At 62.0% G+C, this 25,636-nt stretch carries 25 protein-coding genes; 8 read left to right on the top strand and 17 right to left on the bottom strand.

Features of this window, described 5'->3' with window-relative positions; genetic code table 11:
* Positions 1-12: 12 nt before the first annotated feature.
* The 9 genes from P5W98_RS24890 to P5W98_RS24850 form a co-directional block, all read right to left on the bottom strand.
* The gene (locus P5W98_RS24890) at positions 13-1,254 is read right to left on the bottom strand and encodes an FAD-dependent oxidoreductase (RefSeq protein WP_421027435.1); all 1,242 of its coding nucleotides are present in this window, start codon (positions 1,252-1,254) and stop codon (positions 13-15) included.
* Between the two features lie 71 nt (positions 1,255-1,325).
* A complete protein-coding gene (gene purU / locus P5W98_RS24885) occupies positions 1,326-2,186 on the bottom strand; it encodes a formyltetrahydrofolate deformylase (protein WP_421027434.1) in 861 nt (286 codons plus the stop codon).
* 175 nt (positions 2,187-2,361) lie between these two features.
* Positions 2,362-2,739, bottom strand: a complete 378-nt coding sequence (locus P5W98_RS24880; RefSeq protein ID WP_421027433.1) for a hypothetical protein — start codon at positions 2,737-2,739, stop codon at positions 2,362-2,364.
* On the bottom strand, positions 2,699-3,439 hold the full coding sequence (locus P5W98_RS24875; RefSeq protein WP_421027432.1) for a hypothetical protein: 741 nt from the start codon (positions 3,437-3,439) through the stop codon (positions 2,699-2,701). The genes P5W98_RS24880 and P5W98_RS24875 overlap by 41 nt, the downstream gene beginning before the upstream one ends.
* Before the next feature lie 85 nt (positions 3,440-3,524).
* Complete coding sequence (locus P5W98_RS24870; RefSeq protein ID WP_421027431.1) at positions 3,525-4,916, bottom strand: APC family permease; 1,392 nt, start codon at positions 4,914-4,916, stop codon at positions 3,525-3,527.
* Between the two features lie 70 nt (positions 4,917-4,986).
* Positions 4,987-5,127, bottom strand: coding sequence for a hypothetical protein (locus P5W98_RS24865; protein WP_421027430.1), 141 nt, complete (start codon positions 5,125-5,127; stop codon positions 4,987-4,989).
* A gap of 4 nt (positions 5,128-5,131) precedes the next feature.
* Positions 5,132-5,515 carry a hypothetical protein gene (locus P5W98_RS24860; RefSeq protein WP_421027429.1) on the bottom strand — a complete coding sequence of 128 codons (384 nt, stop codon included), beginning with the start codon at positions 5,513-5,515 and terminating at the stop codon, positions 5,132-5,134.
* Between the two features lie 53 nt (positions 5,516-5,568).
* Positions 5,569-5,895, bottom strand: coding sequence for a hypothetical protein (locus tag P5W98_RS24855; protein ID WP_421027428.1), 327 nt, complete (start codon positions 5,893-5,895; stop codon positions 5,569-5,571).
* Positions 5,896-6,084: 189 nt separating this feature from the next.
* Positions 6,085-6,450, bottom strand: coding sequence for a group II truncated hemoglobin (locus tag P5W98_RS24850; protein ID WP_421028013.1), 366 nt, complete (start codon positions 6,448-6,450; stop codon positions 6,085-6,087).
* Positions 6,451-6,769: 319 nt separating this feature from the next.
* Here P5W98_RS24850 and P5W98_RS24845 point away from each other — a divergent pair, with 319 nt between their 5' ends.
* The 4 genes from P5W98_RS24845 (at position 6,770) to P5W98_RS24830 (ending at position 10,822) form a co-directional block, all read left to right on the top strand.
* Positions 6,770-7,891: an aminodeoxychorismate synthase component I gene (locus tag P5W98_RS24845; RefSeq protein ID WP_421028012.1), complete on the top strand. Its 1,122-nt coding sequence runs from the start codon at positions 6,770-6,772 to the stop codon at positions 7,889-7,891.
* 136 nt (positions 7,892-8,027) lie between these two features.
* Positions 8,028-9,164 carry a porin gene (locus tag P5W98_RS24840; protein ID WP_421027427.1) on the top strand — a complete coding sequence of 379 codons (1,137 nt, stop codon included), beginning with the start codon at positions 8,028-8,030 and terminating at the stop codon, positions 9,162-9,164.
* Positions 9,165-9,376: 212 nt separating this feature from the next.
* On the top strand, positions 9,377-10,507 hold the full coding sequence (locus P5W98_RS24835) for an aminomethyltransferase family protein (protein ID WP_421027426.1): 1,131 nt from the start codon (positions 9,377-9,379) through the stop codon (positions 10,505-10,507).
* Positions 10,508-10,552: 45 nt separating this feature from the next.
* Positions 10,553-10,822: a hypothetical protein gene (locus P5W98_RS24830; protein WP_421027425.1), complete on the top strand. Its 270-nt coding sequence runs from the start codon at positions 10,553-10,555 to the stop codon at positions 10,820-10,822.
* 33 nt (positions 10,823-10,855) lie between these two features.
* Here P5W98_RS24830 and P5W98_RS24825 read toward each other — a convergent pair whose 3' ends face one another.
* The 4 genes from P5W98_RS24825 to P5W98_RS24810 all read right to left on the bottom strand — a co-directional run bounded on the left by P5W98_RS24825 (position 10,856) and on the right by P5W98_RS24810 (position 15,721).
* The gene (locus P5W98_RS24825; protein ID WP_421027424.1) at positions 10,856-11,401 is read right to left on the bottom strand and encodes a hemerythrin domain-containing protein; all 546 of its coding nucleotides are present in this window, start codon (positions 11,399-11,401) and stop codon (positions 10,856-10,858) included.
* Positions 11,398-12,066 (bottom strand): response regulator transcription factor, encoded by a 669-nt coding sequence (locus P5W98_RS24820; protein ID WP_421027423.1) that lies wholly within the window; start codon positions 12,064-12,066, stop codon positions 11,398-11,400. The genes P5W98_RS24825 and P5W98_RS24820 overlap by 4 nt, the downstream gene beginning before the upstream one ends.
* 287 nt (positions 12,067-12,353) lie before the next feature.
* Entirely contained in the window at positions 12,354-14,138 is a 1,785-nt protein-coding gene (locus P5W98_RS24815; protein ID WP_421027422.1) for a SulP family inorganic anion transporter, read from the bottom strand.
* Positions 14,139-14,296: 158 nt separating this feature from the next.
* Positions 14,297-15,721 (bottom strand): DUF2254 domain-containing protein, encoded by a 1,425-nt coding sequence (locus P5W98_RS24810; RefSeq protein WP_421027421.1) that lies wholly within the window; start codon positions 15,719-15,721, stop codon positions 14,297-14,299.
* 348 nt (positions 15,722-16,069) lie between these two features.
* On the opposite strand from P5W98_RS24810, the gene P5W98_RS24805 reads away from it, so the two are divergent.
* The 3 genes from P5W98_RS24805 to P5W98_RS24795 all read left to right on the top strand — a co-directional run bounded on the left by P5W98_RS24805 (position 16,070) and on the right by P5W98_RS24795 (position 19,564).
* Entirely contained in the window at positions 16,070-16,390 is a 321-nt protein-coding gene (locus P5W98_RS24805) for a hypothetical protein (protein WP_421027420.1), read from the top strand.
* Positions 16,391-16,611: 221 nt separating this feature from the next.
* Entirely contained in the window at positions 16,612-18,861 is a 2,250-nt protein-coding gene (locus P5W98_RS24800; protein ID WP_421027419.1) for a TonB-dependent receptor, read from the top strand.
* A 19-nt stretch (positions 18,862-18,880) separates the two neighbouring features.
* Positions 18,881-19,564: a Fe2+-dependent dioxygenase gene (locus P5W98_RS24795; RefSeq protein ID WP_421027418.1), complete on the top strand. Its 684-nt coding sequence runs from the start codon at positions 18,881-18,883 to the stop codon at positions 19,562-19,564.
* Between the two features lie 15 nt (positions 19,565-19,579).
* Here P5W98_RS24795 and P5W98_RS24790 read toward each other — a convergent pair whose 3' ends face one another.
* From P5W98_RS24790 to betC, 3 genes are all read right to left on the bottom strand, one after another.
* Positions 19,580-20,722 (bottom strand): porin, encoded by a 1,143-nt coding sequence (locus P5W98_RS24790; RefSeq protein ID WP_421027417.1) that lies wholly within the window; start codon positions 20,720-20,722, stop codon positions 19,580-19,582.
* A gap of 232 nt (positions 20,723-20,954) precedes the next feature.
* Complete coding sequence (locus P5W98_RS24785) at positions 20,955-21,929, bottom strand: choline ABC transporter substrate-binding protein (protein WP_421027416.1); 975 nt, start codon at positions 21,927-21,929, stop codon at positions 20,955-20,957.
* A 24-nt stretch (positions 21,930-21,953) separates the two neighbouring features.
* Entirely contained in the window at positions 21,954-23,492 is a 1,539-nt protein-coding gene (betC, locus tag P5W98_RS24780; RefSeq protein ID WP_421027415.1) for a choline-sulfatase, read from the bottom strand.
* Positions 23,493-23,637: 145 nt separating this feature from the next.
* On the opposite strand from betC, the gene P5W98_RS24775 reads away from it, so the two are divergent.
* On the top strand, positions 23,638-24,591 hold the full coding sequence (locus P5W98_RS24775; RefSeq protein ID WP_421073374.1) for a choline sulfate utilization transcriptional regulator: 954 nt from the start codon (positions 23,638-23,640) through the stop codon (positions 24,589-24,591).
* 42 nt (positions 24,592-24,633) lie between these two features.
* Here the strand turns inward: P5W98_RS24775 and P5W98_RS24770 are convergent, their stop codons facing one another.
* The gene (locus P5W98_RS24770) at positions 24,634-25,602 is read right to left on the bottom strand and encodes a GlxA family transcriptional regulator (RefSeq protein ID WP_421027413.1); all 969 of its coding nucleotides are present in this window, start codon (positions 25,600-25,602) and stop codon (positions 24,634-24,636) included.
* Positions 25,603-25,636 lie beyond the last annotated feature (34 nt).

Here is a 25,636-nt window from a genome sequence, read left to right as displayed (position 1 = left end):
CGTGTTCTCCGCTCAGTGTCCGACCGATGCTGCGCCCTTCTCGCCCGTGAGCGCATAGCGGCGGAAGCGATCGAGCGTGAAGCCGTTGATCAGCTCATGGTTCGTATCGTTGGCAACGGTGTACGACATGGTCTTGCCGCACACCGGCGTGGCCTTGAAGCCCCACGTGCCCCAGCCGGAGTCCAGATAGAAGCCCTCCACCGGCGTCTTGCCCATGATGGGCGCGAAGTCCGGCGTCATGTCCGCCATCCCCGCCCACTGGCGCATGACTTTCGCGGTCGAGAGGAACGGGAACATCTCGAGCATGTGCGCCGTGAGCCCTTCCACGAAATCGAGCGTCGAGCGCGTGGCATGCAGCTCGTAGGGGTCGAGCGAAGCGCCCATCACGAGCTCGCCACGCGCCGACTGGCTGATGTAGACATGCAGGCTCCCCGAAACCAGAATCGGATTGAGCCAGGGCTTGAGCGGCTCGCTCACCATCGCCTGCAGCGGATGGATGAAGATGGGCGTGCGCAGCCCGACCATGTCGGTGATGCGCGGCGTGGAGCCCGCCACCGCGCACAGCACCTTGTTGGTCGAGATATAGCCCCGCGAGGTTTTTACGCCCTTCACCTTGCCGCCCACCACGTCGATGCCCAGTACTTCGGTTTGCTGATGAATCTCGACGCCGCGCTGGTCGGCGCCGCGCCCATAACCCCATGCCACGGCGTCGTGGCGCGCGACCGATCCCGGCGCGTGATACAGCGCACCGAGGATGGGCGCCACGCCGCCGCACGAGAGGTCGATCATCGGCGCGGCCTCTTTGACCTCTTTCGGGCCGACCACCTCCGAGTCCACGCCGAAGTGCTTGTTCACCTCCGCGCGCCAGCGCATCGTGCGCATGGCCGAATCCGTATGGGCGAGCGTGTAGTGGCCGCGCGTCGAATAAAACAGGTTCAGGTCGAAGTCCTGCGAGAGGTCCTCCCACAGCTTGACCGATTGATCGTAGAACTTCACGCCTTCGGGCGTCAGGTAGTTCGAGCGGATGATCGTGGTGTTGCGGCCCGTGTTGCCGCCGCCGATATAGCCTTTCTCCAGCACCGCCACGTTCTTGATGCCGTGCTCACGGGCGAGGTAGTAGGCGCTCGCGAGCCCGTGGCCACCCGCGCCGATGATCACAACGTCATAAGAACTGCGCAAAGTGTCATGCCGGGTGAACATCCTCGGCTCAGGGTGCTTCTTCGACATGGCAAAACGCACGAGACGCCACGGCATGGCTCACTCCTTGTTCTCATCCGCGCGCACAGCGGCGCGCGGGCAAACCGGGTTGGACAGCAGGGCTGCTTTTAGCGCAGAACGATCGTCTTGTTGCCGTGTATCAGCACGCGGTCTTCGAGGTGGTAACGCAAGCCTCGGGCCAGCACCGCTTTTTCGATGTCGCGGCCAAGACGCACGAGATCGTCGGGCCGGTCGGAATGGCGCACGCGAATCACGTCCTGCTCGATGATCGGGCCTTCGTCGAGATCTTCCGTCACGTAATGGCAGGTTGCGCCGGTGAGCTTCACGCCCCGCGCATACGCCTGGTGATACGGTTTCGCGCCAACGAAGCTCGGCAGGAACGAATGATGAATATTGATGATGCGGCCCGGATATGCCGCGCACAGCTTGGGCGACAGCACCTGCATGTAGCGCGCGAGCACCATGGTGTCGGCGCGCGCGTCCTCGAACAGGCGCTGCACCTGGTCGTAGGCCTGCTGCTTGGTGTCCGGCGTGACCGGCACGTAATGAAACGGAATGCCATGCCATTCGACGAAGCTGCGCCACGTTTCATGGTTCGAGATCACACACGGAATCTCGATGTCGAGCTCGCCCGCCTTCCAGCGCGCGAGCAGGTCGTAGAGGCAATGCTCGAGCTTCGAAACGAGGATCACCACACGTTTTTTCTGCGAATGATCCGTCACCTTCCAGTCCATCGAGAACTCGCGGCCGATGCGGCCAAAGCGCTCGCGAAACGTCTCGAGGCTGACCGGCAGCGAGTCGGTGGCGATCTCGTGGCGCATGTAAAAGCGCTTTTCGATTTCGTCGGCGTGGTGAGTCGCCTCGATGATCAAACCGTGATGCTCGGCAATGAACGCGCTGACGGCAGCGACAATGCCGATCCGGTCGGGGCATGACAACGTCAGTGTAAAGCGGCGCGTTTCTGACATGAGGGGCACCCATTTCTCGACAGGATTGAACGTGGATTAAAAGTAATCAGCGGAATTTCACTTGTCAACGCCAATAAACTTTTTTTCCTGCCACGAACCCAATCAGGGGTATAGCCCACTGGGTAAGCACTACCCTTCTGGGGGTAGAAAAATGCGAGCCGTCCGCTGCCGCGCGCTACATGTCGCCTGCGCGCTGGCGTTGCACGAAGTACTCGCGGCGATATCGCGAGACCGCGTAGGCGTCGAGCACCGCAATCGCATAGACAAAGATGCCGCCCGCGTGACGGCCGGCGAACGATCGCCCGGGCGCGGCGAGTTGCAGCGTCACAAAGCCCAGCAACAGCATGAAGAACACCATGATGAGCGCACGCCTCGGCATGCGGTTGAGAACCTGCCCTGCGCCCGGCAATACCGCCGCGGCGGCCAGCACGACCCAGGGGTGCAAAGGGCGGCGCACGACTGGATCCGGGGGCCGCTTTGAGGCTTTCTCGACGGCTTCTCCGGTTGCTTCGTCAACACGTTTCTGCGCTGCTTCGATTTCGTGCGCTTGCATGCTCGCCTCCTTGCATCAGATCGGCGCATACGGCCGTCGCGCGCTCGAGCAGCGACTCGAGCAGCGCCACGCTCACGTGCGCCCCATGAAACGTCGCGCGGCGCAGCACCAGGTATTCGCTGCGATCCGCCGCCTGAACCTGATAGACGATGCGCACGCCGCGCGGCATCACGACCAGCTCTTTCGAGCGCGGGTCGGAGAACAGTGTCCTCACGTGCGGATCGAGTATGCGCAGCGGCAATTCGGATGCCTCGCGATCCGACTTGAGCGAGGTATGGCCCGGCCAATCGCGCGGGAGCGGGACGCACCGCGGCAATGCATCGGCGTCTGACCAGAATTCGACGTTCGCCCTGCGCGCCAGCAGATCGAACGTTCCGGCGACGGGCAAGTTCTGCCTCACCGATACGGTCAGCCAGAGCGACGGCACCTGCCGGAACACGACCTGATCCACGATGGGTTCGATCCTGACGCTATGCTCGCGATACGAGCCCGTGAGCACGGGAAAGGCGACGTCGTCCTGGGTCAAGGTGGCGTGATCGAAAAGCGCGAAGCACCCATCGAACAGCTTGCGGCGTCGCGTCCTGAGCGATTCGCGCGCGCGTCGATTGAGGATGGCGAGTGTCAGCGCAAATACCGCGACGAATACGGCAGTCAATACGGCAGAAAACGCCGTGGCAGGAGCGCTGCCTGCGAGCCACATGACGGAACCCTCCCTATACGAATGCGGCGCGGGCGGTATGACCCGCCCGCGCCGCTGCCACGGCTAGCGTCGATTTCAATGCCCGTCAATAGTCCCTCGGCCGCGGCCAGTTCATCGTGAACTGGTCGCCACGCTTGACGTATTTGTAGCGATGCAGCGCGAACCAGATCGACGCGACGATATAGAACGCCATGATCGACAGCAGCGAGGCGCCATAGCCGAGATAGGTGGCGAAATAGGTCGCGGAGCACAGGCAGGCCAGCACGATCGCCGGGATCGGATGAAACGGATGGACGTAACCTCGATTGATGCTGCCAAGCGGCCATTTGCGACGAAACTTCACGATGTTGATCGACATGAACGTATAGCCGAGCAGCCCGGACAGGATGGAAAACGTAATGACCTGATCGAGCAAGCCGGTGAATGCGAACGAGATCGCAATCGGCACCAGAAAGATGATCGCGCGGTATGGCGTGCGATAGCGCGGATGCACCGCGCCGAACCACATCGGCATATAGCGGTCGCGTGACATCGAAAACCAGGCGCGCGAGGCGTCGTTGATACATCCGTTGGCCGATGCGATGGCCGAGAACAGCGTGCCCACGAACAGCAGCGTTTGCAGCCCCTTGTTGCCCGTGAGGCGCGCAGCGTCGTAGAGCGGCGTCACTGCCTGGCCGAGATACTCCCACGGCATGAGCCCGGTGGCGACATACCAGGTCAGTGCGGCGGCAATCAGCAGCGTGATCATCCCGCACATGGTTCCGAGCGGAATCGAGCGTCCTGCCGAGCGCACCTCCTCGGCGGCCTGGCAGGTGCCTTCGATGCCCAGGTAGTACCACATGCCGAACTGCAGCGCGGCGACCACGCCGAGCCAGCCATACGGCAACTGCGTCAGCAACTGATGATGGAGCAGGACCTGGCCCGGATTCCACGGCTGCACGCCGAAGAACAGCACGACGATGGCGAGAAAGGCAATCGCCGTGATCACGAAATTGACCGTGAGCGTGACGAACACGCCGCGGTAATTGAGCCACGCGAGAAAGGCAATCGTCAGGAGCGCGAACGGGCGCGAGTCGACGGCATAACCCGAATCCGCCGCCACGGCCTTGATGAGGTCGCCCACCACGAGCGCGTCGGCCGCTTCCAGCATCGTATAGGCCATCACCAGATAGAGGCCTACGTTGAACGCCATGAGCGGCCCGATGATGTGCTTCGCCTGCGTGTACTGGCCGCCGGCCGCCGCGACTGTCGAGGTCACTTCGGAGTCGATCATGGCTACGCAGGTGTACAGCAGCCCGATGATCCAGCAGGCGATCAGTGACCCATATGCACCGCCTTTGGCAACCGAGAAGTTCCACCCCATGAACTCGCCCACGAGCACGATGCCCACGCCGAGCGCCCACACGTGAATCGGTCCCAGTACTTTCAGGAGGGCAATGCGCTCTCCGGACTGTCCTGCCGTTGCTGCGTCGCTCATGCACCGCTCCTGTACAGATTGGCTATCCAGACGGGTTGAGGCGGATCCGTCGCGGGGGTTATCGCGTGGGTTACTCGCTGCCTTCGGTCGAACTCATCAGGAAATCGTCGTCGTATGTGCGGGAGACCCGCAGCGCATCGACAAGAATCCACGCAAACAGCAGGATTGCGAGCGCCCAGGCGGCATGACTCAGCAATGACCAGAAGTTCATGGCGTCACTCTCCGAATTTTTCCGCGATCACCTGTCGATACTGCTTCTCTGACACGCGCAGCACGAATACGAAATAGCCGACGATCACGAGCGCCGTGACGATCAGTGAGCCCGGCTCCACTACGTAGTCGAACCGGGTGGTGATGATGGGCTTGGCCTGCCCGGCGTTGTAGCCGAGCTTCTGCCACTGCGCCTGCATGGTGGGATTCTGGCCCAGCGTCTGCCACGACACCTGGCTGGTCGCGGCCTGTGCCTGATCGGGCTGCTTGTCCGGCACCTTGAGCAACAGCGGCCCGAGCAGGCTGCAATACACGAGCACCAGCAGAAACAGGCTATCCACCAGCTGCCCGAAGCCCTTCTGCACAGGGGGAACATATACGGATGCCATGACGAGTTTCCTCTTCGGTCGGCATTGCGTTGTGTGGTCCAGCGGCGGGGAAGTCAGGCGAGCACTTCTTCTTGCTCGCTGTCGCGAAGCGCCGCCTTGCGCAGACGGTTCTCGTCGAGATGGTGGATGTCCAGACCGTAAATATGGTCCTTGTCTTCCTTGTAGTGCCGCACCATCGCCGTCACCGACGCGGTATTGAACACGACCACGCCGGTGGCGCCAACCGTCAGCGCAATCCGGACCCCAGGATCCGCCACCGACATGCTCACCGCAAAGTAGACGAAGCCCAGCGCAACCCATAGCGCAAGCAATGCGGTGCCTGCCATCCAACGGTCCCGGGCAAACATGCTGTCGATGCGCTTTCTCAAGCGGTAACTCATGCTCAATCCCTCCATCAGTCACGGCGAAACGATTGGGGAATTTCGACCGATCTGGTCGAGTTTCCCTTTCGGAACCAAAGTTTCACCGTGGTATTTATTGTGGATGGAGCCCCGAGTGTCAATACTGTTTTTGTAGGTAGATAGAGACCCTGGGTGGCCGCACGCCCGGTATCGGCCTGGAAGTGCGAGCTAGCCGGTATTGCGCAGCGCTTGCGCGGACCGTGTGAAGTGCCGCATCAGCGTCGCCGCGACGTCGTCGTCATAGCCGAGTTGCGCGATGGCTTTGCGCATGCACGTCAGCCACGCCTCGACCTCCGCCAGCCCGATCTCGATGTGCGCGTGCATGGTACGCAGATTCGCGTGCCCCATGCGCTCGAGGTAGTAATGCGGGCCGCCGAAAAAGCCCGAGAGAAATTCGAACTGCGCCTGCCTGACATGGGCGAGGCCAAAGCCCTTCAAATGCAGCGCGTGAATGCGCGCGCCTTCGGGATCGGTTTCGATGATGTCGTAGAACGTCTCGACAAGGCGCGCGAGCGCGGCCTCGCCGCCTATCATCTCATGCACGGTCGGGGCGCGTTGGTCCGCTGCTCGATGTCTTGTCTCCACGATTTCCTCGGATTCATAGTGTCCCGATACCGGGTGATGCCTGCGCGAAGCATAGACAACGGTGCGCGGCCGCCGCGTCTCCCCTAAGGGGTAGAAGCGGGTAGAAGCGCGCTACCCATTGCCGCCATGCCGCGCCTGCACCGTGCGCCCGGCGCGTACGGGCGCATCGCGCCTACCCCATGGGGGATACCTACTACGAATCATTGATGAAGCACTTTTGGTCGTCGATGCTCGGCGCATTGATTCGTGGTTCAACTTCTCCTCGTCCATGGACACTTGCCGATTCGACGATTTCGTTGCTGGACGTGCGCTCGTCATGCGCGGCCCGCACTCGCGGATCACGGCCCTCAATCGCCGCGAGTTCGCGGGGGCGATGCAGGAAATCGACACGGCGCGCGCGCGAGGACACTGGATTGCCTTGATCGCCGATTATGAGGTGGGGTATTGGCTCGAGCCGTCATTGCATGAACGCAGCAATGAGGAAGACGCACAGCAAGCGCCGCTGACCGCGCTCGTTTTCGACGATGCGAATGAAGCGCCATCGTGCGAGGCCCTCGCGAACGATGCGCAAAGCGAGATCATCTCGATCACGCCACGCATCGGCAAGCATCGCTATATGGAGCAGGTGACCGAGATCCGCAGCCTGATCGCCGCGGGCGAGGTTTATCAGATCAACTATACGTTTCCGCTCGACGTGAGCATGCGCGGCGATACCGGGGCGCTCTACCGGCGTCTGGCCAGCGCGAATCCGTCTGCGCATGCGGCGTATATCGAAGACGGCGATCGCCGGATTCTTTCGTTTTCTCCGGAACTGTTCCTTAAGCACAGCGACGGCAAGCTCACGACACGGCCCATGAAGGGCACCGCGCCGCGCGATCCCGATCCCGGGCGAGACGACCGCTTTGCTGCGCAATTGCAGGCGAGCACGAAGGACAAGGCCGAGAACCTCATGATCGTCGATCTCCTGCGCAACGACCTCGGGCGCATTGCGCGCACCGGTTCGGTCGCGGTGGAGAACCTGTTCGCGCTGGAACGATACGCAACGGTCTGGACGCTCACCTCGACGATCACCGCCGATATCGGCGAGCCGAATCTCGAACACATCCTGCGCGCGCTCTTTCCGTGCGGTTCGGTCACCGGCGCGCCGAAGATTGCCGCGATGCGCCACATCCGCCGCCTCGAAATCGCGCCGCGAGGCGTCTATTGCGGAAGCATCGGATGGCTCGCGCCAGATGGCCGGTTCTCGATGAACGTCGCCATACGCACCCTCGTTCTCGATCGCAGCGGCGAGGGCGTGTACTGCGTGGGCGGCGGCATCGTCATGGATTCCGACCCGTCGCGCGAGTGGGAAGAATGCAAGTGGAAGTCCCGCATCATCGGTTCATGGTGAATGTTTCGCCGCCGTCGTTCGCATCACCGGCGAGCTATCAATGCAGTTCTGTACGGGTTCCGGGCGCCCGACGAAACTCCAGCACCAGTACGAACTCCCCTGTCTCGCCCGTCAAATCAGGAGCCAACGCTAGCTCATGAACAAGCACCTTCCTTGCGCCGCGCTCGCGGCACTTTTCGTGGCCGGCCACGCCCATGCGCAGAGCAGCGTCACGCTCTATGGCGTGATCGACGACGGCTTGAACTACACGTCGAACGCGCGTGGCCATAGCGCTTACGCCATGGTCAGCGGCGACTCCAACGCGTCGAATTTCGGGTTCAAGGGCGTCGAGGATCTTGGCGGCGGTCTTTCGGCCATCTTCACCCTCGAAAACGGCTTCAATGTCAACAACGGCGCATTGAGCATGAACGGCACGCTTTTTAGCCGCCAGGCATTCGTCGGGCTCAGTTCAGCGAACTATGGCACGTTCACGTTCGGACGCCAGTACGACGCAATCGTCGACATGTGGAGCCCATTCACGGCGGCGGGCAACACCATCGGCGACCTCGCATCGCATCCGTTCGACAACGACAACGCGGACCAGGACTTCCGCTTCAACAACGCGGTCAAATATGTGAGTCCGACGTTCGCCGGGTTTCAGGCAGAAGGCGTGTATGGGTTCAGCAATGCCACCAACTTCGCCAACAACCGCGCTTATAGCGCGGGGATCAGCTATGGCGCCGGCCCTTTCTCGGCCACGGTGGCCTACACGCGTCAGTCCAACGGCAACTTGAACAGCACCGGCGCGGTGGGCGGCGACGGCGTCTTCACCGCCGCGCGCCAGCAGAATATCGGCGCGGGCGTGAAATGGACCTTCGGCGACGGTTCGAACATCGGCCTTGCCTATTCGCATGTCGACGTCTATGACCCAACCGGCAACGCCTATGCGCCCGACATCGGCACGCAAGCGTGGTCGTCGTGGAAGTTCGACAACGTCGAAATCAACGGTCAGTACTTCATCGATCCTGCGCTGTCCGTCGCCGCCGCCTACACCTTCACGCACGGCAACCTCAAGGAGACGGCGAGCGGATCGAGTCCGAACTGGCACCAGGTCGCGCTGGCGCTGAACTATTCGCTCAGCAAGCGGACCTCGGTCTACGCGCAAGGCGCTTATCAGCACACGAACGGCAAGACGGGCACCGATCTCGATGCGGCACACATTGTCGGTGCAGCGGACCTCTCTTCGAGCGAGAACCAGGCTGTGGTCCGCATCGGCTTTCTGCATCGCTTCTAATGCAATCCTGATGGATATTCGAAGCATTGCCAGGCACTGCGCGTGTGGCGAGCGCCGCTACCACGTTGGGCATACCCCCTCTTCTGGATAGCGGCCCCAACTGCGTTCGTCAAAAATGCAGGTTAAGGAAACTGCGTGCGCCGGCAGTATCGAAGACTGCCGGCGCTGCGCGGTTCGCCAATCCCTCATCGCTACTTTACGGAGCGTTATCCATGGCAAATTCATGGCGTATTTCGGCACTCGCGGACCGTCATCGCGCGCTGGGTTCCAACCTGGAAGACTGGAACGGCATGGGCATGGCATGGAGCTATGCAGCGGATCTCGCGGACCATCACGAGGCTATCCGCACCAAGGCGGGCCTCATGGATGTTTCGGGCCTGAAGAAAGTTCATTACGTCGGCCCGCACGCCGAGAGTTTGCTGAACTGGGCGACCACGCGCGACATCAGCAAGCTCTACCCGGGAAAGTCGGCCTACGCATCCATCCTCAACGAAGACGGCAAGTTCATCGACGACTGCATCGTCTACCGCACCGGCCCGAACGCCTTCATGGTCGTGCATGGCGCAGGCACCGGCTACGAACGGCTTGTGCGCTCCGCCGTGGGCCGTCAGGTTGCCGTGCTGTTCGACGACGACTTGCATGACCTTTCGCTGCAAGGGCCGGCCGCTGTGGACTTCCTTGCCGAGCATGTGGCTGGCATACGGGAACTGCCCTACTTCCACCATATACAGACGCGCCTTTTCGGCCGGCCCGTCACCATCTCGCGCACCGGTTACACGGGCGAGCGCGGCTACGAAATTTTCTGCAAGGCCGTGGATGCGCCGCTGATCTGGGACACGATCCTCGCCAAAGGCAAGGGCTTCGGCATCATTCCCTGTGCGTTTGCGGCGCTCGACTGGCTGCGCGTGGAGAGCTATCTGCTGTTCTATCCCTACGATAATTCGGAAACCTGGCCATTCAGCGACGAGAAAGCCGGAGACACGCTGTGGGAACTGGGCCTCGACTTCACCGTGTCACCGGGAAAGACGGAGTTCTGCGGCGCCACCGAGCATTTCCGTCTCGCCAATAAAGAGCGCTTCAAGATCTACGGCGTCGATGTCAGTGCGTCGCGCGCCACCGCGGCAGGCGACACGTTGTGGCAAAACGGCCGCAAGGTTGGCGTCATTACCTGCGGGATGTACTCGCGGCTCACGAAGCGCTCTCTCGCGATCGCACGCGTGGACGTGGACCAGGCACGCGACGGTATCGCGCTGGAAGTCAGGGGCAGTATCGAGACGCGCGGCGTGACGGCCGCTCTGCCCTTCGACGACCCTGAGAAGAAGAAGCGCACTGCGTTGGGATGATGGCCGGTCGCCAGGCCGGCGTGGTAACGCGAAGACCGCAAAAAAATGAACCGCACCGAAACGAGTGTCCTCGTCAAGCGGGTCGCGCAGGGCCGCGACCCGCAGGCCGCTCTGTCACTGTACGAGCACAGCATTGCAGCCGGACACAAGCGGATCGCTTTGCTGCGCTATATGGATGCGCGTGATTTGTGCGTGCCAATGACGCAGCAGCATCATGCCTACGCGTGCGCCGTCGCGAACACCCTTAGCGACGGCGAGATGGCGGCCATCGCTCAGCAGGCGCTGAAACGCAGCCGGGAACGCAGGGCGCGATGAGCGCGCCTGAATATACGCGGACGAGAACCGATCTCAGACGTCAGGGGCAATCTTCCTGCGTAACGAGACGAAGCGCTCCAGCACATTGTCGCCGAAGAGCGGGTCGGGACCGGCTGGCACCGCCGCGGCTACCTCAGCCCAGTCCTCTTCGGTCAATGCCTGAGCTGCGCTGGCCATGATATCGCGCTCCTCAGAGAAGATATGGTGGCGGTAGTACACAAGATAGGTAGCCGTGGCCGCCTCGAGATCCGCCCTCGGCGCCAGTACATCTGCCGCTGCGTCATTCAGGCGATTGAAGAGTTCTTCTCCAGCCGTGGCAATCACGCGATGCTCTTGCAGAAGCCGGTTCACTATCAACCGAGTCCCGGGATTGCGTTCGACGAGCCGCGCATAGGCAACGTCCTCCGGGGGGTGATGATAACGATCCGAGTAGTCTCGCAGATAGTAAAGGATATCGCTCATAAGAGCGTAGTCCGAAGTCTCTCCCAGATGGAAGGCCCCCACCTGTTCGTCCAGCAGATCCAGTAGCCGCACAAAATTGACGTGATCGGCGTGCCACCTGGCAAGTGCATTGATCATGAAGATCCCCTTCTATGCAAATCATGTGTGCGATAAGCCATCGCTCGCGCGCGGCCGGGCACGGCCAGAAACGCCTCGTCATCGGCCTGCGCGCCCACTACGAGGCGAACCAGATCGGCCAGCGAGCGCACCTGCATCTTCTCCATCACGCGTGCACGGTGGATCTTGATGGTCTTCTCTGCTGCGCCCAGTTCGTCTGCAACGAGCTTGTTAGGGCGGCCTTTGACCACCAGCGCCATGACCTCGCGTTCGCGCGGGGTCAGCCTGTCGACGCGGCTCTGAATCTCAGCACGCTCCTTGCGGCGTGCAAATAGCTGGCAGGCGCGCTCGACGGCGCGCGCTGTGGCGTCGAGAAGGGTCAGCGCATCGACTGGCTTCGCCAGAAAATCGGTCGCGCCCGCCTTCATCGCGGCCACAGCGGTGGTCAAGTCACCGTGCGCGGAGATGAACACGATCGGCACGATGCCGTCGAGCCGACGCTGCAATTCGATGCCGCTCGAGTCCGGCAACTCGAGATCGAGCAGCAGGCAAGCAGGCGAGTTCTCCAGGTCTACGTCCTGCAGGAACGCAGTTGCGCTGTCGTATGCCCGCGTGGTGTAACCACTGGCGCGAAGCAGGCGCCACAGGGCGTTGCGGACGTGCTCATCGCCATCGACGATGGACACGATAGGTGCAGGCGTATTCACCATGGTCATCGTGGGCCCGCATTCGGGCCATGCTCCCCGCTAGCAGTTCGTAATCGATAACGTTTGGAGTGCAGATAAAGGCTATCTTCGGAAACGGCACAGCCTGCATCTACGATAAGCTCGCTCATCGCCACCTGGTTGACCCTCGTCAATCAGAGAAGGGCCTTGCCGCGCGATGGCATCGCCCGCACCAGTCTTTAGCGATACGCAAAAATTGTCGATCAGGGCAGGCAGACCGCAACGCGCGACACTTTCACAAACCTGCGCTATGAAGGCGCCATTCCGGCATCTCGATGCTCTTCAGATATCGATTCGATATCCTTCATGTCCATCTCGCGCAGGTACGTTTCGATGACGTCGTCCACGGAGACCCGTCGGCTAATATCGCCAACGAGTTCTTCCAGTCCTTCGGCGCGCAACATATCGCGCGCGCTGCCATGAGCAGCCACGAGGCGCAGCCGCCTTCCTGCGCTGGCAAGGTCCGTGTGCAAAGTGGCCAGCATCCTCGCTCCCGCGATGTCCACCGCGGGAGCGTTCGAGAGGTCCAGTATCACCAGTTTCACGGGGCAAGTTGCGCACAAGATTCTCGCCGTAATCGCAGCGCGCACGTGGTCGGCGTTGAAGTAAAGCAGCGACGCCTCGACGCGAAACATCAACACGCCGGGAATCTGTTCGTTGTCGGCATGGCGCTCGATGTCCGAATAGAAGTGCGTGCCGGGAATGCGGCCAAGAACCGCCACGTGCGGATGTGCCGCGCGCCGGATGAGCAAAAGCATCGACGCCAGCACCGCAAAGATCACCCCTTTGAGAATTCCCAGCAACAGGACCGCAACGAATGCGACCATCGACACCATGAACTCATAGCGGCTGACGCGCCAAAGGTGACGCAACTCGCGAATGTCAATGAGACCCTTGACCGCCACCAGCACGATGGCTGCGAGTACGACGTTGGGCAGGTTGGTCAGCAAGCCTGTGAGAAACATCAGGCATAGACCGATGGCGATCGAAGCGAATACCAGCGCGAGCGGAGTTTTGGCCCCAGCCTTGTCGTTGACGGACGACTGGGACAAGCCACCCGCGACGGGATACCCTTGGAAGAGACCCGCGGCGAGGTTTGCCGCGCCGAGTCCGAGCAGTTCCTGACGCGGATCGATTTCGTAGCCATTTTTCTGGGCAATGGCGCGAGCCGCAGACACGCTTTCCACATACGACAACAGCAGACAGGCAAACGCCAACGAAACAATGCCGTCCACGTCGCGAATGCGCAGCGAGGGCAGGTGAAAATCCGGCAGACCGCGCGGCAATGCGCCGACGACCTTGAATCCCATCGTGCCCAACGGCGTCAGCGAAAGCAGAACAATGGATAGCGCGACCACGAACAGCGCGACGGGACGCCCCGGCAAAAATTTTTCGCCGAGAACCAGCAGGGCTAGCGCACCAACCCCGAAGGCGAGCACAACGAGCTGGGTGTCTGGAAGCTGCCCGAACAGGATCGAAACGCGTTCGAAGAACTGCTCCCCGCCCCCCTTGACCCCGAAAAGCTTGGGCAACTGGGTTAGCGCGATAGTCAGTGCGGCGCCCGCTTTGAAGCCCAGCAATATGGTCTCGCTGATGAAGTTGACGAGCGAGCTTAGCCGCAGAATCCAGCCGATCAGGCACATGATCGCAATAAGGATCGCCGTCAATGCGGCAATGGAGGCGAACCGCCCAGGGTCGCCGCCTGCCATGTCCGTGACCGTCACGCCAACGAGCATCGAAATCGCCGAAGTCGGCCCAATGGCCAGTTGGCGGGAGGTGCCGAACAAGGCGTAGAAGATGCCGCCGACCAGGTAGCAGTAAATGCCGTATTGGGCCGGCAAACCGGCGAGCGTCGCATAGGCAAGCGACACGGGTATTCCGTACGCAGCCAGCGTGACCCCGGCCACGAGATCGGATGAAAGCCACGGCAACCGGTAATCGGGCAGCCATTGCGCCGGCACGAGTATCGCGCGCCAGCCTCTGGCAGGGGAAGTCGCGTCAGTGCTCGCGGCGGGAACGTGCTCTTTGTCCATCGCGTCCTCCTACCCGGCCATTCAACCGGAATTTGCCGATCGCGTCGTCGAAGGTTTGCCCGGTCCCATGTAACCGGCCATCATCGATCCACGATAATCATGCACCGGACCTTGCAATTGATGCAGGTCAGTTGCCTGCCGCAAGGCAGCCTGCTTCTTTATCGCCCCGCATGCGTGGTGGCTTCCGGCTCTGATGTGTGGTCGGGGTCCATGCTGACAATGAGTCGAGGCCGGCTCCTTGCGCTGGACGCGACGGACGAGCCGCCCAGCCCCTGGGTGTCGCCGATACGCGCCAGGATCGCGTCTTCGGCCAGAATGTGCTCCCGTTCAATCGCTGCGTCCAGGAGGTCACGTTCGCTGCGTAAAGCGGCGTGATGCGATGCGGGCAACGTCGTCGTCAGGTTATCGATCATGGCCCGAAGGCGCCGGCCAATCTGGATGCTTCCGGCTCCTGCCATCCGGATTTCCCTGAAGCACATATGAACATAGTCTTCCCAGTCAGGCGTGTAAAAGGCCACCCGGGGTTGCCCGCTCTCGTCGTAGATTTCGCGGTTGGCCAGCGAGCGCTTTCCAATCATCCCGAGCAGCCTGTGCAATTGATCGATTGCCAGAACTGCTGTCGTCGGATCGTTGATGGCCGGCGACAGCGCTTTCAGCGCGATATCCACCTCGATGCGGAACGCGAACATGGGATCCTGCTCCATCGTCCTCTCGGAGCCGAGTGCGACGAGGTTTTCCAGCCGACGGCCGTCCAGCGCCCAGGAATTGCCATACAAATAGAAAAGCGGCTCATCGGTTGCAACGAAATCGCCGACCTGAACCGCGAATTCAATAAAACAATCCGCACGCTGCGCCTCGCGCACAAGGCCTGGCAGATTGACGGCCAGCACGACGCCGGACCTGCCGCGCAGGCAAACGACGCGGTTCGCCGGCTCACGTCTCATTCGTGCGCTGTCCACTTCCGCGGCCGCGGCGTCGTCCGCCAGGGCGGCGTCTCCCTGCTCGGACAACTTGTCGGGATACACATTGCGGATGACGATGAATCCCAGCTCGGCGACACGGCCCACGAGACTCACTGGCCTCAGGAGTCGCGCCGAATAGTCGATCAGCAGGATGAACGCCACGAGCGACGCGAGCCCGATCGCGGTGGCAAGGGCAACCTGCAATTGCGGTATGAGCGTGCCCTGGCCGAGCTCGGTCATCGTCCTGTGGGTCCAGAGCATCGAGAAGACGAATAGCCCCACCACCCAACGGATGACGTTGTTCCGGAGCAGGGTTGTCGCGATGATGCGTGGCGTGTATTGCCCCCCCGCGATCTGGATCGCGACGAGCAATGAGCTGAAGGTAAATACGAGGCACGACAGGTTGAGCGTGAAGATGCGGTCGAGTATGGCGTGGGCCTCATCCGCGCTCACGGAGAGGAATCCGTTCTCAACGTCATAGCCATGCGTGCTGATGAGCCACTCGCCGACGGCAACAGCGACACGTTTGAGAATCATGGCGGACATCACCGCGAAAACCGGTACGATCCACAGCGACGAGCGCACGTGGCTGATCAGGCTGTATCGGCGGTTCCAGGCCATTTCACCCTCCTTCGTCCAGGTACGGCCGCTATCTGGAACTAGACTCGCCCTTGCCCCTTCGCCAGTTGATGCATATCAACGCCGCCGTGATCGCCGGAGCATGCTGAGATTTCGCGGCCGTCGATCGTTCCAGCAATGCACGTATGAGCGATTCCCCCTCGTTTCCAAGGCATCGCAGATCAATGCCCGTATTTTTCAGGCGCTCGCACGACATTGATATACGTCAAACGAACGTTGCTCTCGAGGCATAGCCTGTTGTTCGGCGATACATCAGAACGCCCAGCACACAACCGAGCGGCACGGGAAACGCGAAATCGATGACTTGATGTCTTCTGAAAGGTGAACTCCATGAATGAGCCAACCATCTGGCTTACGGCGCCCGTCCTCTCTCACGGCACCGAATTGTGGTTTTCCGCGTACGGGTTTGCGTGGGGATACCGTGCCTTTGCCATTCCGTATGAAGTCGTCTGCGAAACGCTGGGCGCAGCCGACCACACTGAAGCGCAGATCCGGCTCGCCTTCCAGCTGGGAAAGCAGACGGTTCTGCGGGCGGTCCGGCAGCATGATGACCAACCCTACGAGGGTCAGCGCATCCGTCTTTTGCTTGGGCCCATTAATTCGACGGCGATCACCCACCGCGACACGGCGGCCCTCGCGATGAGCGGCTGAAAGTGTTGCTGAAATGCTGCCAACTGATTGAAACCGACTGAAATATATGGAATGATATCGATTCTCATTTCCCGGCAGAATTCGGGACGTTTAAACCAGGACCAGCCAGCCTAGCGTCGTTTCCCCGTGCATCTGGGGCGGCTCAGCCAGCCACCCCGCCCGCGCTGTTGCGCCATGCGTGCGCAATCGATCGCGCGGATTATTCCTTGCACAGGGCCCCCATGTCGAACAGGACGCCGCTCGCGAGTGCGCTCGCGCTGGTCTTTGCCGTACCTTTTGCTTCGTCCGCGCTCGCCCAGAGCGCGCCGGTTGCCGCGCAGCAGAGCGAGGCTGCCCCGCCAGCTCGGGCCACTCCGCCAACTCGGGCCACTCCGGCCACTCCGCCAGCTCCGGCGACTCCGGCCACGGATAACGCCACGCTGCCCGCCATCTCCGTCTCGGCCCAGGCCCCCGGCCAGCATAATCAGGACTTCCAGGCTGAGACCTCGACCGTGGGCGCAAAAACGCCCACGGCGCTGCGCGACATCCCCCAAAGCGTCACCGTCATCAACAAGGCCGTGATGCAGTCGCAGGGCGCCACCTCGTTTCAGGACGCCTTGCGCAACGCGCCGGGCATCACGATCGGCGGCGCGGAAGGCGGGCAGATCGGCAACAACATCAATCTGCGCGGCTTCACCGCACAGAATGACATCTATCTGGACGGCTTTCGCGACCGCAACCAGTACTACCGCGACACCTTCGACCTCGAGTCGATCGAAGTGCTTTACGGTCCTTCGTCGATGCTGTTCGGACGCGGCTCGACAGGCGGCGTGATCAATCAGGTGACCAAGCACGCGACGCGCAAGCCGTTCACCGAAGTCTCGGCCACCCTCGGCACCGACGACCGCTATCGCACGACGCTCGACCTGAACCGCCCGCTCGGCGACCATGCCGCGTTCCGCCTGAACGCGTTTGGCCAGTCGATGGGTTCGACGCGCGACCAGATGAAGAACAAGGATTACGGCTTCGCTCCCGAGCTGCGCTTCGGGATTGGCACCCCCACCGAGATCACGCTCTCGGCGCTCATCCAGCACAACCGCGATATGCCCGATTATGGTGTGCAGTCGATTAACGGGCATCCGTTCGCGCCGTCGAAGAGCACTTTCTACGGCCTCACCGACGACCGCACGATCCAGGACGTGCAAACGGTGTCGGCGCGCATCGATCACACCTTCAACGAGCAGTTCAAGATCAGCAACCAGACGCAGTTCTCGCACTCGCGCACCGATGCGCGCGAGACCGCTCCGGGCGCCGTGCTGACCGGCCCGCTCGCCTCGAGCCCGGCGCTGAAAAACGGCAACTACACGACGTTGCCGCTTTCATCGCTGTACGTGAAGCTCGCGAGCCACGACCGCGTGATCGAGAACCACTCGATCTATAACGATACGATGGCGCAATACAAGTTCTCCACGGGCGCCGTGAAGCACGAGATGATTGCGGGCGTCGAAATCGGCCACGACAGCTATACGAACCAGGCCACGACGCGCAACAACCTGCCGATCGTCTCGCTGCTCGACCCCGTCTATATTCCGACACCTTCGAACGTCACGCAGACCGTGGGCAATCATGCGGAATCGGGCGCGACCTCGCTGGCCGCGTACTTCAATGAAACCATGTCGATCGGCGAGCACTGGAAGCTCATCGGCGGCGTGCGCTGGGATCGCTTCCAGGCGCACATTGCGAACACCGTGAGCGCGCCCGCCTACGCGGACCAGACCAATACCTTCACGAGCGTGCGCGCCGGCGCGATCTACCAGCCCACCGACTGGCAGTCGTATTACTTCTCGTACGGCACCTCGTTCAATCCGTCGCTCGAAGCGCTCACGGTCACGAACAACACGCAGAACCTCGCGCCCGAGAGCAGCAAATCGTATGAAGTGGGCGGCAAATGGGATCTGCTGGGCGGCAATCTCTCGGTGACGTCGGCGCTTTTCCAGCAGGAAAAAGACAATGCGCGCACGCAGACATCGACCGGCCAATACATGCTCGAAGGCGACATTCGCGTGCGCGGCTTTCAGGCGGGCGCCACGGGCCACATCACGAACAAGTGGCAAGTGTTCGCGGGTTACACGTATATGGACGGCGTGATCCTCAAGGCGCTCGACGGCACCCAGGGCCACACGCCGGCCAACACGCCGCGCAACACCTTCACGCTGTGGACCACGTATGCGTTCACGCCGCATTGGGAAATCGGCGGCGGGCCGACCTATATGTCGTCGCGCTATGCGTCGAACACGAATTATGTGGAAACGGGCGGCTATACGCGCTGGGATGCGATGGCCGCGTATCACGCAAAGAAGTGGGACGTGCAGCTCAATCTGCTGAACATCACCAACAAGTTCTATTACGACGCACTCGTTCCCTCCGATGGCGGACGTTCGGTGCCGGGCGTCGGCCGCACGTTCCTCGCTACGGCGAACTATCGTTTCTGATTCGAAAAGGAAGCACGCGATGCTGATCCATGTTCCCAACGTATTGACGCCCGAGCAGGTGCGCGCGCTGCGCGAGCGGCTCGATCATGCCGGCGATGCATGGGTCGATGGCCGCGCCACGGCCGGATGGTCGGGCGCGCCCGTCAAGCACAACCGGCAGATTGCCGAGCACACGCCGCTCGCGCGCGAGCTGGGCGACGTGGTGCTCGCGGCCATCGAGCGCCATCCGCTCTTTATCAGCGCGGCGCTGCCCAACCAGGTGTATCCGCCGCTCTTCAATCGCTACGAAGGCGGCATGACGTTCGGCAGCCATGTCGACGGCGCGGTGCGCGTGCTGCCCAATGGGCTGAAGCTGCGCACCGACGTCTCGGTCACGCTGTTTCTCTCATCGCCCGAGGAATACGCAGGCGGCGAACTCGTGGTCGAAGACACCTATGGCGTGCAGGAAGTGAAGCTGCCTGCGGGCGACATGATCGTCTATCCGGCCACGAGCCTGCACCAGGTCAGGCCAGTCACGCGCGGCGCGCGCGTTGCGAGCTTCTTCTGGGTGCAAAGCCTCGTGCGCGACGACACGAAACGCGCGCTGCTGTTCGACATGGATACCGCCATCCAGCGGCTGAACGCCAGCGACGCGGACGCCGGCGCGCGCCGTAGTCTCGTGGGCTGCTATCACAATCTTTTGCGGCTTTGGAGCGAGACGTAGGCGCGAGCGGCGCACTCAGAACGAATGCCGCATCCCGATCCGCACGTCGGCTTGAGTCGTCGAGGTCGACGGCGTGAAGCTATAGCCGATCACCGCGTCCACGCCACTCGACGCCTTCAGATAGTCACCGGAGATATACACATCCGTGCGCTTGGACAACAGATAGTGCGCGCCGAGCGAGCCCTGATTCCAGTGGTGCCCTTCGAAGTTCGTGTACTGATAGCCGCCGATCACACTGAACGCAGGCGTCACCTGCCAACTGGCGCCGCCCTCACCCACCTTCATGTGCGACGTCACGCCAAGACCCTTGATCGCGGTGTACGTGAAGTTACCCATCAGCGTCACATTGCCGATCGCATAGCTCGATCCAATGCCGAATGTGCCCTGCTTGTCCACCGGGAACGGGTTGGCCGAAAACAGATCGGTTCGCGCTCCCGTGGCGGGATCGACCGTCGCGACCTGTTGTCCGAGAAACGTGTGCACGCCGAGCATCGCGTACGGATCGAACGCGTAGATGCCATGCGGATTGTTCAACTGCGTGTAGGCGGCGCCCGCTGTGAACGATCCGTTCGCATAGTGCGCGCCCACGCTCCATGCGCTGTCCCGATGGAAGTCGCCCGCGACGTTGCCGAACGAATACATGCCGCCGAACATGAAGCCCCCGAATTCCTTCGACAGGAACTTCACCGCATTGGGCAGGCGGTCGCCGTTGAACCGGTCGAAGTCGCCCTGATGAATCGCATAACCGCTCGCCCATGCCGAGACGTTGTAGAGGTACACCATCTCTTCAGTCATATCCAGCTGATTGCCGAACGACAATGTGCCCCACTGGTTCTGCAGTCCCACATACGCCTGGCGACCGAACATCGAACCGCCAAAACCCAACTGCCCATTGCCCAGGTGAAAGCCGCTCTCCAGCGCAAAGACCGCTTGCAGGCCGCCGCCCAGATCTTCGGTGCCCTTGATGCCCCAACGGTTGCCGTACGAGATGCCATCGTCGAACTTCACGACGTGCGAGCCGCCCGTGTTGTTCACCCAGGTTATACCCGCATCGAGAATCCCGTATAACGTCACGCTGCTTTGTGCGTGACTCGCGGTGGAGACCCCGGCGAGCGCCAGTGCGACGCCCGTCAATGCTGCGGCATTCAGTTTTTTCATTGAGCTCTCTCTTGCCAGGCTATAAGGTAGGGGAACGCGAAGATGACTTCGCCGCGTGCGCGACCTGCATCACGGTCCACGCACAGTACAAATCCATATTTCGGGCAAACCGACCAGACGCGACACGCTTTGGCCTTGCAGCGACACGGGCAATAAAAGAAGAAGCGCGCAGTTCATGGCAAAACTGCGCGCGCCTCATTACATATCGTTGACGCCGCTTGCGGTCTGGTATTTAGTGAATGCCGAGTTGCGCCTGCACTGCCTGCAATCCGTCCGCACCGCTCGTGGTCGTCACACCCTTGAGCCATGCATCGAGCAATCCCGGATTGCTCTTCAGTGCATTGCGCGCCGCCACATTGACATCCATCTTGTTTAGCAGCACATTCGCGATGATCCGGTTTTCCAGATCGACATTGAATGTCATCTGCTGGAAAAGCCGCGCAAGATTTCCGCACTGGCCGGCAAAGCCCGGCCGTGTCACCGTATTCACGGTCGCGCCGCCATAGTTCGGGCCAAAAAATGCATCGCCGCCGGATAAATAGCTCAAGCGGAATTTCGTGTTCATCACGTGCGGCTCCCACGCGAGGAATACGATCCACTGCTTGTCGCGCACGGCGCGCTCCACTTGCGTGAGCATGCCCGTTTCACTCGATTCGACGATCTTCCAGTCGCCAAGCCCGAATGCCTTTTCCGCGATCATCTTCTTGATGTTCTGATTGGCCGGCGCGCCCGGCTCGATACCGTAGATCCTCCCGTTGAACTGGTCCGCATGCTTGACGAGGTCCGCGAACGAGTGCACGCCCGCCGCCGCCACATAGTCTGGCACCGCCAGCGTGAATTTCGCATTGGTCAGGTTCGCGTGCAGCACGTCGATTGAACGCTCGTCCACGAACGGTTTCACGAGCGGACCTTGGGCGGGCATCCAGTTGCCTAGAAACACGTCGATTTGCCCTTTCTTCAAGCCCTGATACGTGATCGGCACCGACAGGTTCGACACGTTCTGCTGGTAGCCCAGCGCTTTCAGCAATACGCCCGCCATGGCATTGGTCGCGTCGATATCCGACCACCCCGGATCGGCCATGCGAACCTGTGTGCAGCTTTGCGGTTCGGCAGCATCGGCAGCACGTAAGATCCCCGTCAGGGCCGCGCCAAGCGTCGCGACTGCCAGCACCGTCTTCGCAAGCGAACTTCTCCAGCTTTTGTTCATCGTGTACTCCCGTATTGATGCGATTCAGCGCGTAACGCGTGGATAGCGCGCCATGGCCTCCAGCGTGTCGAGCTCGATGTGATTGCGCATATAGCGCTGGCTCGCGTCGTTGAACGGTTGCCAGTCCCATGAGCGGATCGCGCCCTGCGTCGTTGCTTCGAAATGAAAGCGCCGACGGCGCTGGCTCGTCAGCACCGCCTGATGCAATGCCGGGATATCCCAGCGCCGCGCGACTTCATTGCGAAACGCGTCGACGAGGCTCGCGGCTTGCGGATCCGGCGCGAGGTTTACGCATTCGCCGGGATCGTTCGCGAGGTCATAGAGCTGATCGGGATCGACCGGCGTATGGATGAATTTGTACTTGCCGCGGCGGATCATCACCATCGGCGCAATCGCGCCTTCCGCAAAGTACTCGACGATCGCTTCGTCGTGGCCGCCGTCGTCCTGAAGGTGCGGCAACAGGCTGCGCCCGTCGACGGGGTCGGGCCATTGCGTGCGGCGCGTGCCAGTCGCCATCTCGACCAGCGTCGGCAGCAGATCGACATGCGAGACCGCCTGCGCCACGCGCCGCGCGCGGTATTGCGCGGGCGCATGCACGATCAGCGGCACGCGCACGCCGCCTTCGAGGCAGGTCATCTTGTACCAGAGCCCGCGCTCGCCGAGCATCTCCCCGTGATCCGACGTGACGATCACGATCGTATCGTCGGCAAGACCGGTTGCCTTCAGCGTATCGAGCAGCGCGCCGAACTGCGCGTCGACATACGACAGCGCGCCGTAATAGGCGTGCCGCGCATTGCGAATCTGCTGGTCGGTCGGTGGCGTCAGGTCCGCCTCGTAGAGATCGCGCAGGCGCCTCGAATGAGGATCGCTCTCGGCGCGCGTGAGCGTGATGCGCGGCATGTCGATGTCCTCATCGCGGTACAGGTCCCAGTACTGCTGGGTAATCGCATACGGATCGTGCGGATGCGTGAGCGACACGACCATGCAGAACGGACGCTCATCCCGTTGCGCAGCCCGCTCCCGTGCGATGTCATAAAGTTTCTGGCGCGCGGTGTAGGTGACTTCATCATCGAAATCGAGCTGGTTCGTGCGCACGCAGGGGCCCGCATCCAGCACCGAACTCATGTTGTGATACCAGCTGGGACGCACATCGGGGCGGTCCCAGTCGGGCACCCAGCCGAAATCGGCGGGATAGATGTCGGTCGTGAGCCGCTCTTCGAAGCCGTGCAATTGGTCCGGGCCGCAGAAGTGCATCTTTCCCGAAAGGATCGTCCGATAACCGGCCGCGCGCAGGTAGTGCGCGAACGTCAGCGTTTGTGCGGGCAATTCGGCGGCGTTATCGTATGCATCGGTGGCGGCGGGCAGTTTGCCCGTCATCATCGAAATGCGGGCCGGCGCGCACAGCGGGCTCGCGCAGTACGCGGCATCGAACACGACGCCTTCTTTCGCAAGCGCATCGATGCGCGGCGTCAGCGAAACCTGATTGCCATACGCGCGCAGTGCAAACGGCGTCATCTGGTCGGCCATCAGGACGAGGATATTCTGCTTTGTGACAGAGCTCATGGGCGGGGCGGATTAGAATCGTACGGTTATGCGTCGTTGCGCGGCGATGCAGGCATCGTTGTGACTCGCCGCGTGGACTTCACTATTGCCGCCTGCGAAACCTTTGTGAAGGCGGCGTACGCTTATCGGCCCATAAGGGGATGTTATGCCTGTGCCTGGTCCAGACCGTCTTCCGCCGATGCAGACGCTTTCGGCTTTCGAATCGGCCGCGCGCCTCGCGAGCTTCACGGCCGCCGCGCGCGAGCTCGGCTCGACCCAGCCCGCGGTCAGCCAGCGCATCGTGCAACTGGAAGAAGACCTCGGCGCGCCGCTGTTCGAGCGCGGGCATCGCGGCGTGACGCTCACGGCCGAAGGCGCGCTGCTCTACGAAGCCGTGCGCAGCGGTCTCGACACGATTCGCGAGGCGACCGCCTGCATTCGCGCGCGCCGCGCGACGGGCGCATTGACGATCCTCACCGACGCGGGCTTCGCCACCTATTGGCTGATGCCGCGCCTCGCGCGCCTGAAAGCGTCGATGCCGGGTGTCAACGTGAAGATCGTCACGTCGCAGCTTGGCTACGATCCTCACCGCGATCACGCCGACATTGCGATTGCATTCGGCGACGGCCACTGGCCGCCCTGCACCTCGACGCGGCTGTTCGCCGAAGCCGTCACGCCGGTCTGCTCACCTGCGTTCCGCGACGCGAATTGCACCGTGACCCGCGCCGTGACCCACCCCGCCGATCTCGCCGCGTTGCCGCTGCTGCACGTGCAACCGACCGAACCCGAGCGCTGGCTCGCGTGGGACACATGGTTTGCCGCCCATGGCCTCGCCGCGCCGGAAGAAAGCCAGGGGATCATGTTCAACAGTTATTCGCTTGTCGTGCAGGCCGCCCTGATGGGCCAGGGCGTCGCGCTGGGCTGGACGCCGCTGACCGACGAACTGATCGCATCCGGGCTTCTGGTACGCCTGCTCGACACACCCGTGACGACCGGGCGCGGCTATTACCTCGTCTGTCCGCCCGCGCGTCCCGCACCCGCCGCGGTGCCGCTTTTCCGGCGATGGCTGTTCAATGAATTGGGTGAACCAGGCGAACTTGGCGCACGCGAGCATGCCTGAAGTTGGACGCGATGCTTGCGCGCGCAACGGTATCGCCGTTAATCAGTGCCGTCGCGCCTGCGCCTCCGAACTTGCCGGACTCCTGTCGCGCCTGGGGCTCGCGCCAAACCTCGCGCGATAGGTCCGCGAAAAATGCGACGGCGATTCGAACCCGCATGCCACGCATATCGCCGTAATCGACATATCGGTCTGGCGCAGCAGCTCCCGCGCGCGATCGAGCCGCAATTGCAGATAGAAATGCGTCGGCGTGTCCTTGAGCAGCGAACAAAAGAGCCGCTCGAGCTGCCGGCGCGTGACGCCGATTGCCTGTGCGAGATCGGCCGGCGCGAGCGGCTCCTCCATGTTCTGTTCCATCACGCCGATCACCTGGATCAGCTTGGGATTGTGCACGCCATAGCGCGCGGCGATTTCCATGCGCTGATGATCGGAGCGCTGCCGGATGCGGCTCAACACGAACTGCTCGGAGATCGACGAGGCAAGCGCCGCGCCGTGACTGCGCGCAATCAGATCGAGCATCATGTCGATCGAAGCGGTGCCGCCCGCGCACGTAATGCGCCGTTCGCCGATTTCGAATAGATCTCCGCTCGCCGCCACGGACGGGTAACGCTCGCGAAACGCGGACAGCGCTTCCCAATGCAAGGTGACGCTATCGGTCGGGCGAAGCAGTCCCGCTTCGGCAAGAATGAATGCGCCCGTGTCGATGCCGCCAAGCGTGACGTTCGCGCGGTCGAGGCGCTTGAGCCAGTCGCCGAGCGCGCGGGTATAGCACGCAAGCGGTTCGAAACCCGCGACCACGAACACGCTCTGCACGTCATCGACGTCCGCGAACGCCGCTTCGGCGTTCAGCGAGATGCCATTGCTCGCGGGCACGGGCGCGCCGTCCACGCTCACGATGTGCCAGCGGTACAGGTTCTCGCGAAAGCGGTTCGCGACGCGTAAAGGCTCGATGACCGACATGAAACCGAGGGCCGAAAAACCCGGCAGCAGCAGGAACGAGATGTCTTGGGGCATCACTTGATGCTCGGGAGGTCACGTGAAGCGGATG

The sequence above is a fragment of the Paraburkholderia sp. A1BS-2L genome (assembly GCF_051125205.1).
GTDB lineage: Bacteria > Pseudomonadota > Gammaproteobacteria > Burkholderiales > Burkholderiaceae > Paraburkholderia.
This window is presented reverse-complemented; position numbering and strand designations above follow the sequence as displayed.